Source organism: Klebsiella sp. K5-204 (assembly GCF_030128585.1).
In the GTDB taxonomy this organism is placed as follows: domain Bacteria; phylum Pseudomonadota; class Gammaproteobacteria; order Enterobacterales; family Enterobacteriaceae; genus Klebsiella; species Klebsiella quasipneumoniae.
The window spans coordinates 16,043-30,519 of record NZ_JAKUZS010000004.1 but is presented as its reverse complement, the minus strand read 5'-3'; the positions used below and the strand labels follow the sequence as shown (position 1 = coordinate 30,519).

Here is a 14,477-nt window from a genome sequence, read left to right as displayed (position 1 = left end):
ATTTTCTTTTTATGACAGCCAAATCGCAGTGCAAAACGATCGTTTGTCGTCTATCGCCATCCCACATATTGCGCACAAGATCGGCGAAAAACAGCAGGTGAAAATAAAAAAGGGCCACCGCCGGCAGCCCTTTGCAAAAGAGGTAATACGTTACTCAACCGTGACCGATTTCGCCAGGTTACGCGGCTGATCAACGTCTGTGCCTTTGATCAGCGCAACGTGATAAGCCAGCAGCTGCAGCGGCACGGTGTAGAAGATGGGGGCGATGGTCTCTTCGACATGCGGCATCTCAATGATGTGCATGTTGTCGCTGCCGTTGAAGCCGGCGTCACCGTCGGCGAAGACGTACAGCTCACCGCCGCGGGCGCGAACTTCTTCGATGTTGGATTTCAGTTTTTCCAGCAGCTCGTTGTTCGGCGCCACCACGATCACCGGCATTTCCGCATCAATCAGCGCCAGCGGGCCGTGCTTCAGCTCGCCCGCCGCGTAGGCTTCCGCGTGAATGTAGGAGATCTCTTTCAGCTTCAGCGCCCCTTCCATGGCGATCGGATACTGATCGCCGCGGCCGAGGAACAGCGCATGGTGCTTATCAGAGAAACGCTCTGCCAGCTGCTCAATACGCTTGTCCTGAGAGAGCATCTGCTCGATACGACTCGGCAGCGCCTGCAGGCCGTGGACGATATCATGCTCAATGGACGCATCCTGACCTTTCAATCGCGCCAGTTTCGCCACCAGCATCAGCAGCACCGTCAGCTGAGTGGTAAAGGCCTTGGTCGAGGCCACGCCAATTTCCGTTCCGGCTTTGGTCATCAGCGCCAGATCGGATTCGCGCACCAGCGACGAGCCCGGCACGTTGCAGATAGCCAGCGAGCCGAGATAGCCCAGCTCTTTCGACAATCGCAGCGCCGCCAGCGTATCGGCAGTTTCACCGGACTGGGAAAGGGTGATCATCAGGCTGTTACGACGCACCGCGGACTTGCGATAGCGGAATTCGGAGGCGATTTCCACATCGCACGGCACGCCGGCTAACGCTTCAAACCAGTAGCGGGAGACCATCCCGGAGTTATAGGAGGTCCCGCAGGCAACAATCTGAATATGTTCGACCTGAGCCAGCATTTCATTGGCGTTCGGCCCCAGCTCGCTGAGATCGACTTCGCCGTGGCTGATACGCCCGGTCAGGGTGTTCTTAATCGCGTTCGGCTGTTCGAAAATCTCTTTCTGCATATAGTGGCGATAGATACCTTTATCGCCGGCGTCATACTGCAGATTGGATTCGATCTCCTGGCGCTTCACTTGCGCAGCGGATTTATCGAAAATCACTACCGAGCGACGAGTCACTTCCGCAATATCGCCCTCTTCGAGGAAGATGAAGCGGCGGGTAACCGGCAGCAGCGCCAGCTGGTCGGAGGCGATAAAGTTTTCACCCATGCCCAGACCGATAACCAGTGGGCTACCGGAGCGGGCCGCCAGCAGAGTTCCCGGGTCGCGGGTATCCATGATGACGGTGCCGTAGGCGCCGCGCAGCTGCGGGATGGCGCGCAGCACGGCTTCACGCAAGGTACCACCTTGTTCCAGCTCCCAGTGCACCAGATGGGCGATAACTTCGGTATCGGTCTCAGTGACGAAGACATAGCCGCGAGACTGCAGCAGTGCGCGCAGCGGCTCGTGGTTTTCAATGATCCCGTTATGGACCACCACAATGTGTTCAGAAACATGCGGATGCGCATTGCTCTCAGACGGTTCGCCGTGCGTCGCCCAACGAGTATGGGCGATCCCGGTACCACCGTGTAACGGTTGCTCTTCGACCGCCTGAGCCAGCATCTGTACCTTACCCAGGCGACGCACGCGGGTCATATGACCTTCGCTGTCGACTACCGCCAGACCGGCAGAGTCATAGCCACGGTATTCCAGACGACGTAAACCTTCGAGAAGGATTTCAGCAATATCACGCTGCGCGACTGCGCCAACAATTCCACACATAGTTAAATTTCCTGATAATGGCGATATGCCATGCGTTGTCGCTGACCTGTATTTGCCCGTTTTCCGGGCGCCCCGAGCCTTGTAGAGAGTGGGGTTATTGTTATGGTACTGCCTGCGGACGGGGATCTATATTGACCCTCTCATCCTGGTTCGCCGGGCGTTTTTCACCCCCGGCGACAATCCTGTTTATTTTTTCTTCACCGGACGCTGCCAGCCCTGTTTGTGGACCTGCGGTACGCGGCTCAACACCAGTTCGTTATCGGCGATATTGCGTGTGACGGTGGTGCCGGCGGCGATCGTGACGCCGTTGCCAACCGTGACCGGGGCCACCAGCTGGGTATCCGAGCCAACAAAAACATCATCGCCAATAATCGTTTTATGTTTATTCGCGCCATCATAGTTGCAGGTGATGGTGCCCGCGCCGATATTGACGTTATCACCGATCTCCGCATCGCCCAGATAGGTCAGATGACCCGCCTTGGAGCCTTTGCCAAGACGCGCCTTTTTCATTTCCACGAAGTTGCCAACGTGGGCGCCTTCCAGCAGTTCGGCGCCCGGGCGCAGACGGGCAAATGGGCCGATGGTGCAGGCCGCCTGCAGCTGGGCATCTTCCACCACGCTGTAGGGGCTGATTTCGCAATCATCGCCGATAGTGCTGTTTTTAATCACACAGCCGGCGCCGATTTTCACGCGATCGCCCAGCACGACGCGGCCTTGCAGAATAACGTTAGTATCGATCTCCACATCGCGCCCGTGCTGCAGCGTACCGCGCAGATCGAAACGCGCCGGATCGCGCAACATCACCCCCGCCAGCAGCAGCTTTTCCGCTTGCTCAGCCTGGTAGACGCGCTCCAGGCGCGCAAGCTGCAGGCGATTGTTGACGCCTTCGACTTCGCTCAGGCGCTGGGGATGCACGGCAACGATCTCGTGACCTTCCTGATGCGCCATGGCGATGATATCGGTGATGTAGTATTCGCCCTGGGCGTTGTTATTGGTGAGCTTCGCCAGCCAGCGCTTGAGATCTGCTCCGCCGGCGATCAGGATCCCGGTGTTAATTTCCTGAATCTGGCGCTGCGCCTCGCTGGCATCTTTGTGCTCAACGATGCCTGTCACCTGGCCATTCTCACGGGTAATGCGGCCATAGCCGGTTGGATCATCCAGCTTCACCGTCAGCAGACCAATCCCGCCCTGCGGTTTCGCGGCGCGCAGGCGCTGTAGCGTCTCGACGGAGATCAGCGGCACGTCGCCGTAGAGCATCAGGATGTCTTCATCATCATTGAAGAACGGCGCCGCCTGCTGCATGGCGTGCCCGGTTCCTAGCTGCTCGGCCTGCAGCACCCAGTTCAGGTTGTCTTCATGCAGCGTCTGACGCAGCAGATCGCCGCCGTGGCCGTACACCAGGTGTACCGCACATGCGCCTAAATCGTTAGCGGCATCAATGACATGCTGCACCATTGGCTTCCCGGCCAGGGTATGCAGCACCTTAGGAAGATCGGAATACATGCGGGTCCCTTTGCCTGCGGCAAGGATAACCACGCTCATCGCACTATTTGACATACTCATCCTGACGGTAGTTAGAACGAAAAGTAAAAGCCTTTCACGTTGAAATTTCTACATATTTTTCATCATAAAACGAGACGTGGAGAAAACGTCCAGGCTCACCGCTATACACCATTTTATGACGCTATTTTTAACCACTGCAAATCAGTTTAACGCTGAAAAAGGAGGGTAGGGAGGATAATCATTGACTATCTCACTGCTTTTGCTGTTTTTTCGTCACCTGAATAAAGCCGCTGCGGAAAGCGGTTTTCAGCACCCATAGCGGGAAGAACCAGGATAATCGTCGCCAGTCGCTGGCGGGGGGAGGGCGGCAAAGTGATTGATGTAGTGATTAAAAACGAAAGGCCACCGTCAGGTGACCTTCTTTGCCCGGTTTCACATCGCCAGTGTTGTCGTTTTGATGGGCGATACGTCGTGTCAGCGGGGGAGATAGCGCGGAGCTTAGAAGCTCAGGACGCTAAATTTAGCGATGATTTTATGGAACAGTTTCATGATGAATTCCTGACGCAGGTGCAATTTGATAACGCTCTTTTATGTGACATACATCACATAAAACAGAGTCTACGCTTCATCATTTAACTAATCAATAACAATTAAGGGTGAACTCTGTTTTCACTTCATCTGCTCGTCAGCAGCTAGCCATAAAAAAAGCCAGCCTGGAAACCAGACTGGCTTTTTACGTTCAAGCCGGTGTTACATCGCTTTTTTGGTCAACTCGATAACGCGCAGTTTAGCGATCGCTTTGGCCAGTTCCGCGGACGCCTGAGCGTAATCCACGTCACCATGAGAGCTCTTAATGTGCTCTTCAGCCTTACGTTTCGCTTCCAGGGCTCGCGCTTCGTCGAGATCCTGGCCACGAATTGCGGTATCCGCCAGGACGGTCGTGCTACCCGGCTGCACTTCAAGAATGCCGCCTGACAGGTAGATAAATTCTTCGTGACCGTGCTGCTTAACGATGCGAATCATACCAGGCTTAATGGCGGTGAGCAGCGGCGCGTGCCCCGGGTAAATACCCAGTTCACCTTCGCTACCCGTTACCTGGATTTTCTCGACCAGACCAGAGAACATTTGTTTCTCTGCGCTGACGACGTCCAGGTGGTAAGTCATTGCCATATCACCCTCCGATTAAGGCGTTAAAGTTTTTTGGCTTTTTCCACGGCTTCGTCGATAGAACCGACCATGTAGAACGCCTGCTCCGGCAGGTGATCGTATTCGCCTTCCATGATGCCTTTAAAGCCACGGATGGTGTCTTTCAGGGAGACGTATTTGCCCGGAGAACCGGTAAATACTTCTGCCACGAAGAACGGCTGGGACAGGAAGCGCTGGATCTTACGTGCGCGAGCTACCACCAGTTTATCTTCTTCAGACAGTTCATCCATACCCAGGATGGCGATAATGTCTTTCAGTTCCTGATAACGCTGCAGAATGGACTGAACGCCACGAGCGGTGTCGTAGTGCTCCTGACCAACAACCAGCGGATCCAGCTGACGGCTGGTGGAGTCCAGCGGGTCAACGGCCGGGTAGATACCCAGGGATGCGATCTGACGGCTCAGTACTACGGTTGCATCTAAGTGAGCAAAGGTAGTGGCTGGGGATGGGTCAGTTAAGTCATCCGCCGGTACGTATACCGCCTGTACGGAAGTGATAGAGCCGGTTTTGGTGGAGGTGATACGTTCCTGCAGAACGCCCATCTCTTCCGCCAGAGTCGGCTGGTAACCTACCGCTGAAGGCATACGACCCAGCAGTGCGGATACTTCAGTACCGGCCAGGGTGTAACGATAGATGTTATCGACGAACAGCAGAACGTCACGACCTTCGTCACGGAACTTCTCAGCCATGGTCAGGCCGGTCAGCGCAACGCGCAGACGGTTTCCCGGCGGCTCGTTCATCTGGCCATACACCAGGGATACTTTGTCGATAACGTTGGAGTCGGTCATTTCGTGGTAGAAGTCGTTACCCTCACGAGTACGTTCACCTACGCCCGCAAACACGGAGTAACCGGAGTGCTCGATCGCGATGTTACGGATCAGCTCCATCATGTTTACGGTTTTACCTACACCCGCGCCACCGAACAGACCGACTTTACCGCCCTTCGCGAACGGACACATCAGGTCGATAACTTTGATGCCGGTTTCCAGCAGTTCCTGAGAGCTGGACAGCTCTTCATAAGACGGTGCTGCGCGGTGGATAGCCCAACGCTCTTCTTCGCCGATGTCGCCTTTCATGTCGACCGGTTGACCCAGTACGTTCATGATACGACCCAGCGTAGCTTTACCAACCGGGACTTCGATCGGGTGCTCGAGGTCTTTTACATCCAGACCGCGGCGCAGACCATCGGAAGAACCCATGGCGATGGTACGCACGATACCGCCGCCCAGCTGCTGCTGAACTTCCAGCACCAGAACTTCATTACCATTCTGTACCTCAAGGGCTTCGTACACGCGTGGTACGGCATCCTGAGGGAACTCGACGTCGACCACGGCGCCGATTACCTGGACAATCTTTCCAGTAGCCATCTTAAATCCTCTACGAAATAACCTGGTTAAACCGCGGCGGCCCCCGAGACGATCTCGGTGAGTTCCTGAGTAATGCTGGCCTGACGAGCTTTGTTGTATACCAACTGCAGCTCTTTAATCAGGCTGCCGCCATTATCGGTCGCGGCTTTCATCGCCACCATACGGGCGGCCTGCTCGCTGGCCAGGTTTTCAACCACGCCCTGATAAACCTGAGACTCGACGTAGCGGCGCAGGAGGGTATCCAGCAGCGCTTTCGGATCGGGCTCATACAGGTAATCCCAGGATTTACGTTTCAGATCAGCGTCTTCTGATGCCGGTAACGGCAGCAGCTGAGTGATCGTCGGAACCTGAGACATGGTGTTAATAAATTTGTTGCTGACAACGTACAGCTTGTCCAGACGGCCTTCATCATAGGCCTGCAACATCACTTTTACCGGGCCGATCAGTTCGGACAGGGATGGGTTATCCCCCATACCGGTCACCTGTGCAACGACGTTGCCGCCAACGGAGTTAAAGAAAGAGACGCCCTTAGAGCCGATCATTGCGAGGTCGCACTGAACGCCTTTATCGGACCATGCTTTCATTTCCGCCAGCAGTTTCTTGAACAGGTTAATGTTCAAGCCGCCGCACAAACCACGGTCGGTCGACACCACCAGGTAGCCCACGCGCTTAACGTCGCGTTCTTCCAGGTAAGGGTGCTTATATTCCAGATTACCGTTCGCAAGGTGACCAATCACTTTGCGCATAGTATCTGCGTAAGGACGGCTGGCCGCCATGCGCTCCTGCGATTTACGCATTTTGGAAGCGGCGACCATCTCCATCGCTTTAGTGATCTTTTGCGTGTTCTGGACGCTTGCGATCTTACTACGTATCTCTTTTGCGCCGGCCATGAGCTTCTCCTCAATGCCTTGCGGCCTGCCCTAAGACAGACCGCCAGACGTTACCAGGACTGGGTTGCTTTGAAGGAATCGAGGATGCCTTTCAGCTTGCCTTCGATTTCGTCGTTATAGCCACCGGACTGGTTAATCTCTTGCATCAGCGGAGCGTGATCACGGTCGACGTAAGCCAGCAGAGCGGCTTCGAAGCTACCGATTTTCGCCAGTTCTACATCAGCCAGATAACCACGTTCTGCTGCGAACAGAACCAGAGACTGCTGCGCGACGGACATCGGCGCATACTGTTTCTGTTTCAGCAGTTCGGTCACTTTCTGACCGTGGTCCAGCTGTTTGCGGGTTGCATCGTCAAGGTCGGATGCAAACTGGGAGAACGCCGCCAGTTCACGATACTGCGCCAGCGCGGTACGGATACCACCGGACAGTTTCTTCATGATCTTGGTCTGCGCTGCACCACCCACACGGGATACCGAGATACCCGGGTTAACCGCAGGACGAATACCGGCGTTGAACAGGTTGGTTTCCAGGAAGATCTGACCATCGGTAATGGAGATTACGTTGGTCGGAACGAACGCGGAAACGTCACCCGCCTGGGTTTCGATAATCGGCAGCGCGGTCAGAGAACCGGTTTTCCCTTTCACTTCACCTTTGGTGAAGGCTTCAACGTATTCGGCGTTAACACGCGCAGCACGCTCCAGCAGACGAGAGTGGAGGTAGAATACGTCGCCCGGGAACGCTTCACGTCCTGGCGGACGACGGAGCAGCAGGGAGATCTGACGATAAGCAACAGCCTGTTTAGACAGGTCATCGTAAACGATCAGCGCATCTTCACCGCGGTCGCGGAAGTATTCGCCCATTGCGCAACCCGCGTATGGCGCCAGGTATTGCAGTGCAGCAGATTCGGATGCAGTCGCTACCACCACGATGGTGTTAGCCAGCGCGCCGTGCTCTTCCAGTTTACGCACCACGTTAGAGATGGTGGACGCTTTCTGGCCGATAGCAACATAGACGCACTTGATGCCGGAATCACGCTGGTTGATGATGGCATCGATAGCCAGCGCAGTTTTACCGGTCTGACGGTCGCCGATGATCAGTTCACGCTGACCACGACCGATTGGGATCATGGCGTCAACGGATTTATAACCGGTCTGTACCGGCTGATCGACGGACTGACGTTCGATTACGCCCGGCGCGATCGCTTCAACGGCGGAGAAACCGTCGTTTTCCAGCGGACCTTTACCATCAATTGGCGCGCCCAGGGTGTTAACCACGCGGCCCAGCAGGCCACGGCCAACCGGAACTTCCAGGATACGGCCAGTACATTTCACCTTCATGCCTTCGGCGAGGTCAGCGTACGGACCCATCACCACCGCACCAACGGAGTCGCGCTCCAGGTTCAGTGCGATAGCGTAACGGTTACCCGGCAGGGAGATCATCTCACCCTGCATACATTCGGCAAGGCCGTGGATGCGGATAACACCGTCACTTACAGAAACAATAGTACCTTCGTTATGAGCTTCGCTCACAACATTGAACTGAGCAATGCGCTGCTTGATCAGTTCGCTGATTTCGGTGGAATTCAGTTGCATGCTCCAGTCCCCTTAAGACTGCAAGACGTCTGCAAGGCGATCAAGACGGCCGCGTACGCTGCCATCAATGACCATATCACCCGCACGGATGATAATACCTGCCATAACAGACTTATCGATTTTGCAATTCAGCTTAACTTTGCGTGACAGACGTTTTTCCATCGCGCTGACGATCCTGGCAAGCTGTTCATCACTCAGTTGGTTGGCAGATATGACTTCTACCTCTGCGATGGCCTCACTGGCCGCGCGCAGGTGAATGAATTGCTCAAGAACGTCCGGGAGCACCTTCAGACGATTATTTTCCGCCATCACCTTAATCAGGTTCTGGCCGTTTTCGTCAAGTTGCTCGCCGCAGATAGCGATAAACGCTTCTGAGAGCGTTTCCGGCGCCAAAGCACCGGAGAGAAGCTCTGCCATTTGGTCGTTTTTGGTCACTTCGGCGGCAAACGCCAGCATATCCTGCCAGCGTTCAACACTGTTGTGTTCGACGGCAAAGTCAAAAGCTGCTTTGGCGTAGGGGCGAGCTACCGTTACAAATTCAGACATCAGCCCCTCCCTCCTTACAGTTCAGCGACAAGTTTATCCACGATGTCGCTGTTAGCAGCTTCATCCACGGAACGTTCGATGATCTTCTCGGCGCCAGCAACAGCCAGGATAGCGACCTGCTTACGCAGCTCCTCGCGTGCACGTTTACGCTCAGCATCAATTTCAGCCTGCGCTTGTGCAACGATTTTGGTGCGTTCCTGTTCTGCTTCAGCTTTAGCTTCGTCCAGAATCTGAGAGCGGCGCTTGTTCGCCTGCTCAATGATTACCTGGGCTTCCGCTTTCGCTTTTTTCAGCTGGTCGGTCGCGTTGGCCTGTGCAAGGTCCAAATCTTTCTTAGCGCGTTCTGCAGAAGCTAAACCGTCAGAAATCTCTTTCTGGCGTTTTTCGATGGCAGCCATTAAAGGCGGCCATACGTACTTCATGCAGAACCATACGAAGATAACAAACGCGATGGCCTGGCCGAGGATTGTTGCGTTCATGTTCACAGCACAATACCTCTTTAATTAACTCTGTGGCTTAGGTTTCTAACAACTTACTACGCGACGGCGAACATCACGTACAGACCCAGACCTACAGCGATCATCGGGATAGCATCCACCAGACCCATAACGATAAAGAACTGAGTACGCAGCAGAGGGATCAGATCCGGCTGACGCGCTGCGCCTTCCAGGAATTTACCTCCGAGGATGCCGATACCGATCGCAGCACCGATTGCCGCCAGACCCATCATCACAGCGGCAGCCATGTACAGCAGATCCATATTCAGGTTTTCCATGACAGTCTCCAGTTTGTTTCAGTTAAAACGTAGTAGTGTTGGTAAAAATCAATGCTCTTCAGACGCCATCGACAGATAGACAATCGTCAGAACCATGAAGATGAAGGCTTGCAGCGTAATAATCAGGATGTGGAAAATGGCCCAAGGCACATTCAGAACCCACTGTGACCACCACGGCAACAGACCAGCAATCAGAATGAAAATCAGCTCACCGGCATACATGTTGCCGAACAGTCGCAGACCGAGAGAGACCGGTTTGGACAGCAGGCTTACCCCTTCAAGGATTAAGTTGACAGGAATGAACGCCCAGTGATTGAACGGCTGCATGGTCAGTTCTTTAACAAACCCACCGACGCCTTTCATTTTGATGCTGTAGAAAATAATCAGGATGAACACGCCAAGCGCCATCGACAGGGTGATGTTCACGTCAGCAGACGGAACCACGCGCAGTGCAGGCAGGCCGAAAATGTGTTCGCCGATATAAGGAAGCAGGTCGATTGGCAGCAGGTCCATCAGGTTCATCAGGAAGACCCAGACGAACACGGTCAGCGCCAGCGGCGCGATAACCTTGCTCTTGCCATGGTACATGTCTTTGACGCTGCCATGGACGAAGCCGATGATCATTTCGATGAAGGTCTGGAATTTCCCTGGTACGCCGCTGGTCGCTTTCTTAGCAACGCTACGGAACATGGCCAGGAACAGCAGACCGAGAACCACCGAGAAGAACATGGAGTCAATGTTGAGCGTCCAGAAGGTGGCCGGGGGGTTGTGCGGATCCACCAGCGAGAAAGTACGCAGATCAATCTGAAGGTTGTTCAGATGGTGACCTATGTATTCCTGCGGCGTCATATTTTCTGAAGCCATGATGCCTTTTACCCTTTGTTGTTGATTACAGCTGGCGCCAGAACTTGTACCACCAGCACCAAAACCCACGTCACGATCAGTGGCAAAAATACCACTTTTAAAACGGCCAGCGCCACCGCCAGGAGGGCGAAGGTCAGCAACACCTTGAAGGCTTCACCGAAGGCGAAGGTCCAGGCCACACGGCCTTTTGCTGGTGTATGCGCCTGATGACGCCAGGCAAAAATCATAAACATCAGGTTTGGCAAAACCACTGCCAAACCGCCGCATACCGCGGAAATGCCCCAGAAGGGGTCTTTGAGGCTAAACAGCAGTCCACTTGCCATTACTGCCAGTAACTGAATAAACAGAAGCTTGCGAGCAACGTTTCGACTCAAGAGCGACACTGACATCACGTTTTTACTCCTGCTCCCTTTGAGGTATGTCGCGTGTCGTATAAAACGTCCTTTAAGACGAAGAGTCAAGCATCAAAAAGCGGACAAATTATACGGTGACGCCCCGTGATTTCAAACAATAAGTAGCAAAATAGTGAATAAATGTTTAATTATTTTCCAACGGACAACTTTCCGTGCATTTCAGCGTTCTGTGAGCGGTCATACAAAACTGCAAATAACGTGGAAACACGGCAATTAAAGCGTGCATTAGATCACATAATAAACATTTCGAGCGCCCTTTAATGAATCAAGGACATAAAACACTATTTTTCATGTTTTTGATATTCAAGATAAAAAGTGAGGACATTATCTAAAACAACCCCACATACAATAAAAACCTTTTATTGACATTTATAATAAAAATTTAACATCGCTATGCTGTTTATCGTTGTCGATTTTTAGCACCCTGATATTTTCAAAGTTGACTATTTTGTCAGTGAATCAGTTACGCTAAGTTAACCGCAAGAAAAACCATAGTAAAAACATGGTTAAATGCAGCCCGATAAGAACGGAAGGTGACCTTTATTTTTGTAACATTCATGGGCCACATTTTTTCCACATTTTTTGATAAAAATTAACTCGATTTTGGCGTAATCACCACCAGGTGCCGCTCCCCTTCCAGCTGAGGAACATGCAGCTCAATGACCTCGGCTATGGCATACCCTTCCGGCAGGTTTTCCATTTCGTCTTTTTGCGCTAACCCTTTGAGCGCATAGAAGTGACCGTTCGCGGCCGGCAAATGATGGCACCAGCTCACCATATCATTAAGCGACGCGAAGGCGCGGCTTATCACGCCATCAAACGGCGGCTCGGCCGGGAAAGCTTCCACGCGGCTCTGCACCGGCGTGACGTTATCCAGCTTCAGTTCATGCTGCACCTGACGCAGGAAGCGCACGCGTTTGCCAAGGCTGTCCAGCAGGGTGAAATGCGACTCCGGGCGCACGATAGCCAACGGGATCCCCGGCAGCCCCGGTCCCGTACCGACATCGATAAAGCGCGAGCCCTGCAGATAAGGCGCGACGATGATGCTGTCGAGGATATGACGCACCAGCATCTCATTTGGATCGCGAACGGAGGTCAGGTTATAGGCTTTGTTCCACTTATCGAGCAGCCCGACGTAAGCCACCAGCTGATTTTTCTGGTGATCGGTGAGCGAAATACCCGCTTCATCCAGCAGACGAGAAAGTTTGTTGAGCACGGTAAGTACCTTCAAAAAATAATGAGCCCGGAGGCGCTAACGCTTACCGGGCCAGGAATGATAAAGGCGAACGCTGATTATGCAAGTGGGAAATCAGCGCGGCAGGCTGCCGCAATCAGGCGCTGCGACGCAGCATCCCCTGCTTTTTCAACCAAACCAGCAAAATAGAGATCGCCGCCGGGGTGATCCCGGAAATACGTGACGCCTGTCCTATCGACGACGGTTTATGGTCGTTTAGTTTAGCGATCACTTCATTAGACAGTCCGGTGACCTGACGGTAGTCGAGCGTCGCCGGTAACAAGGTATTCTCGTTGCGCTGCTGTTTCTCGATCTCATCCTGCTGGCGCGCGATATAGCCTTCATACTTCACCTGGATCTCAACCTGCTCAGCCGCCTGCCGATCTTCCAGCCCCGGCGCGAACGGCGAGAGCTGAACCAGCTGCTCGTAGGTCATTTCCGGGCGACGCAGCAGATCTTCACCGCTGGCTTCGCGCGACAGCGGCGCGGTCAGGTGAGCGTTCACTTCGGTAGCGCTCTCAGCCTGCGGGTTCACCCAGGTCGATTTCAGGCGCTGGCGTTCGCGCTCAATGCTTTCCAGCTTCTCGTTGTAACGCGCCCAGCGTTCATCATCCACCAGACCCAGCTCACGCCCCTGCTCAGTCAGACGCAGGTCGGCGTTGTCTTCGCGCAGCATCAGACGATATTCAGCACGAGAGGTAAACATGCGGTACGGTTCTTTGGTACCCAGAGTACACAGGTCATCCACCAGCACGCCGAGGTAGGCCTGATCGCGACGCGGCGCCCAGCCCTCTTTTTCCGCCGAGAAGCGAGCAGCGTTAAGACCGGCCAGCAGACCCTGAGCCGCCGCTTCTTCATAACCGGTAGTGCCGTTGATCTGACCGGCGAAGAACAGACCCTGAATGAATTTGCTCTCGAGCGTCGGTTTCAGATCGCGCGGGTCGAAGAAGTCGTACTCAATAGCGTAGCCAGGACGGACGATCCGCGCATTTTCCATCCCCTGCATGGAGCGGACGATTTGCATTTGCACATCGAACGGCAGGCTGGTGGAGATGCCGTTCGGATAAATTTCGTTTGAGGTCAGGCCTTCCGGTTCGAGGAAGATCTGATGCTGGTTGCGATCGGCAAAGCGCATGACTTTGTCTTCGATCGACGGGCAGTAGCGTGGACCGATCCCTTCGATCACCCCGGCGTACATGGGGCTGCGATCGAGGTTATTGCGGATCACGTCATGGGTTTTCTCGTTAGTGTGGGTGATGTAGCACGGCACCTGACGCGGATGCTGATCGGCAGATCCCATAAACGAGAAGACCGGCATCGGGTTATCGCCATGCTGTTGAGCCAACACGCTGAAATCGATGGTGCGCGCGTCAATGCGCGGCGGGGTCCCGGTTTTCAGTCGGCTTACGCGCAGCGGCAGTTCACGCAGACGACGAGACAGCGGGATCGACGGCGGATCGCCGGCGCGTCCGCCGCTGTAGTTATCCAGACCAATATGGATTTTGCCGTCAAGGAAGGTTCCGACGGTCAGCACCACCGCTTTGGCACGGAATTTGAGGCCCATCTGGGTGACTGCGCCTACGACGCGATCGTTTTCGACAATCAGATCTTCCACTGCCTGCTGGAAGATCATCAAATTCGGCTGGTTCTCCAGCGCAGTGCGTACCGCCTGACGGTACAGCACGCGGTCAGCCTGGGCGCGAGTGGCGCGCACCGCGGGGCCTTTGCTGGCGTTTAGTATCCTAAACTGGATGCCTGCCTGATCGATCGCTTTGGCCATCAGGCCGCCGAGCGCGTCCACTTCTTTTACCAGGTGTCCTTTCCCAATGCCGCCAATCGCCGGGTTGCAGCTCATCTGCCCCAGCGTGTCGATATTGTGTGTCAAAAGCAGGGTCTGTTGACCCATACGCGCTGCGGCCATTGCGGCCTCAGTGCCTGCGTGACCCCCGCCAATGATAATGACGTCAAAAGGATCCTGATAAAACATGGTGGTCTGCCTCGCATAACGCGGTTTGAAAATGGATTGAAGCCCGGGCCGTGGATTCTACTCGGCTTTGGTCTTTTGAGAAAGACTCCGGGATCCTGAGTATTAAAAAGAAGATCTTTA

Annotated in this window: 13 protein-coding genes; all 13 read right to left on the bottom strand. The window is 54.3% G+C overall.

Going from position 1 to position 14,477, the window contains the following annotated elements:
* Nucleotides 1-150: 150 nt before the first annotated feature.
* Nucleotides 151-1,980: a glutamine--fructose-6-phosphate transaminase (isomerizing) gene (glmS, locus tag MKR05_RS11685; RefSeq protein WP_023291472.1), complete on the bottom strand. Its 1,830-nt coding sequence runs from the start codon at nucleotides 1,978-1,980 to the stop codon at nucleotides 151-153.
* A 186-nt stretch (nucleotides 1,981-2,166) separates the two neighbouring features.
* The gene (gene glmU / locus MKR05_RS11680) at nucleotides 2,167-3,537 is read right to left on the bottom strand and encodes a bifunctional UDP-N-acetylglucosamine diphosphorylase/glucosamine-1-phosphate N-acetyltransferase GlmU (protein ID WP_032454443.1); all 1,371 of its coding nucleotides are present in this window, start codon (nucleotides 3,535-3,537) and stop codon (nucleotides 2,167-2,169) included.
* A gap of 696 nt (nucleotides 3,538-4,233) precedes the next feature.
* Nucleotides 4,234-4,653, bottom strand: coding sequence for a F0F1 ATP synthase subunit epsilon (locus MKR05_RS11675; RefSeq protein ID WP_004107274.1), 420 nt, complete (start codon nucleotides 4,651-4,653; stop codon nucleotides 4,234-4,236).
* A 20-nt stretch (nucleotides 4,654-4,673) separates the two neighbouring features.
* Nucleotides 4,674-6,056, bottom strand: a complete 1,383-nt coding sequence (atpD, locus tag MKR05_RS11670; RefSeq protein WP_023291474.1) for a F0F1 ATP synthase subunit beta — start codon at nucleotides 6,054-6,056, stop codon at nucleotides 4,674-4,676.
* Between the two features lie 26 nt (nucleotides 6,057-6,082).
* A complete protein-coding gene (atpG, locus tag MKR05_RS11665) occupies nucleotides 6,083-6,946 on the bottom strand; it encodes a F0F1 ATP synthase subunit gamma (protein ID WP_004144996.1) in 864 nt (287 codons plus the stop codon).
* Between the two features lie 50 nt (nucleotides 6,947-6,996).
* Nucleotides 6,997-8,538: a F0F1 ATP synthase subunit alpha gene (atpA, locus tag MKR05_RS11660; RefSeq protein ID WP_004144995.1), complete on the bottom strand. Its 1,542-nt coding sequence runs from the start codon at nucleotides 8,536-8,538 to the stop codon at nucleotides 6,997-6,999.
* Nucleotides 8,539-8,550: 12 nt separating this feature from the next.
* Nucleotides 8,551-9,084: a F0F1 ATP synthase subunit delta gene (gene atpH / locus MKR05_RS11655; RefSeq protein WP_004202307.1), complete on the bottom strand. Its 534-nt coding sequence runs from the start codon at nucleotides 9,082-9,084 to the stop codon at nucleotides 8,551-8,553.
* 14 nt (nucleotides 9,085-9,098) lie between these two features.
* The gene (gene atpF, locus MKR05_RS11650; protein ID WP_004107293.1) at nucleotides 9,099-9,569 is read right to left on the bottom strand and encodes a F0F1 ATP synthase subunit B; all 471 of its coding nucleotides are present in this window, start codon (nucleotides 9,567-9,569) and stop codon (nucleotides 9,099-9,101) included.
* A 50-nt stretch (nucleotides 9,570-9,619) separates the two neighbouring features.
* The gene (gene atpE / locus MKR05_RS11645; RefSeq protein ID WP_000429386.1) at nucleotides 9,620-9,859 is read right to left on the bottom strand and encodes a F0F1 ATP synthase subunit C; all 240 of its coding nucleotides are present in this window, start codon (nucleotides 9,857-9,859) and stop codon (nucleotides 9,620-9,622) included.
* 48 nt (nucleotides 9,860-9,907) lie between these two features.
* Nucleotides 9,908-10,723 carry a F0F1 ATP synthase subunit A gene (gene atpB / locus MKR05_RS11640; protein WP_023291475.1) on the bottom strand — a complete coding sequence of 272 codons (816 nt, stop codon included), beginning with the start codon at nucleotides 10,721-10,723 and terminating at the stop codon, nucleotides 9,908-9,910.
* 8 nt (nucleotides 10,724-10,731) lie between these two features.
* Nucleotides 10,732-11,112: a F0F1 ATP synthase subunit I gene (gene atpI, locus MKR05_RS11635; protein ID WP_004202310.1), complete on the bottom strand. Its 381-nt coding sequence runs from the start codon at nucleotides 11,110-11,112 to the stop codon at nucleotides 10,732-10,734.
* Nucleotides 11,113-11,728: 616 nt separating this feature from the next.
* Nucleotides 11,729-12,352, bottom strand: coding sequence for a 16S rRNA (guanine(527)-N(7))-methyltransferase RsmG (gene rsmG, locus MKR05_RS11630; RefSeq protein WP_044525110.1), 624 nt, complete (start codon nucleotides 12,350-12,352; stop codon nucleotides 11,729-11,731).
* Between the two features lie 115 nt (nucleotides 12,353-12,467).
* On the bottom strand, nucleotides 12,468-14,357 hold the full coding sequence (gene mnmG, locus MKR05_RS11625) for a tRNA uridine-5-carboxymethylaminomethyl(34) synthesis enzyme MnmG (RefSeq protein ID WP_023291477.1): 1,890 nt from the start codon (nucleotides 14,355-14,357) through the stop codon (nucleotides 12,468-12,470).
* Between the last annotated feature and the right edge of the window lie 120 nt (nucleotides 14,358-14,477).

Coding starts and splice junctions, on each gene's coding strand:
- glmS (WP_023291472.1), bottom strand. CDS start 1,980: ATGTGTGGAATTGTTGGCGCAGTCGCGCAGCGTGATATTGCTGAAATC.
- glmU (WP_032454443.1), bottom strand. CDS start 3,537: ATGTCAAATAGTGCGATGAGCGTGGTTATCCTTGCCGCAGGCAAAGGG.
- MKR05_RS11675 (WP_004107274.1), bottom strand. CDS start 4,653: ATGGCAATGACTTACCACCTGGACGTCGTCAGCGCAGAGAAACAAATG.
- atpD (WP_023291474.1), bottom strand. CDS start 6,056: ATGGCTACTGGAAAGATTGTCCAGGTAATCGGCGCCGTGGTCGACGTC.
- atpG (WP_004144996.1), bottom strand. CDS start 6,946: ATGGCCGGCGCAAAAGAGATACGTAGTAAGATCGCAAGCGTCCAGAAC.
- atpA (WP_004144995.1), bottom strand. CDS start 8,538: ATGCAACTGAATTCCACCGAAATCAGCGAACTGATCAAGCAGCGCATT.
- atpH (WP_004202307.1), bottom strand. CDS start 9,084: ATGTCTGAATTTGTAACGGTAGCTCGCCCCTACGCCAAAGCAGCTTTT.
- atpE (WP_000429386.1), bottom strand. CDS start 9,859: ATGGAAAACCTGAATATGGATCTGCTGTACATGGCTGCCGCTGTGATG.
- atpB (WP_023291475.1), bottom strand. CDS start 10,723: ATGGCTTCAGAAAATATGACGCCGCAGGAATACATAGGTCACCATCTG.
- atpI (WP_004202310.1), bottom strand. CDS start 11,112: ATGTCAGTGTCGCTCTTGAGTCGAAACGTTGCTCGCAAGCTTCTGTTT.
- mnmG (WP_023291477.1), bottom strand. CDS start 14,357: ATGTTTTATCAGGATCCTTTTGACGTCATTATCATTGGCGGGGGTCAC.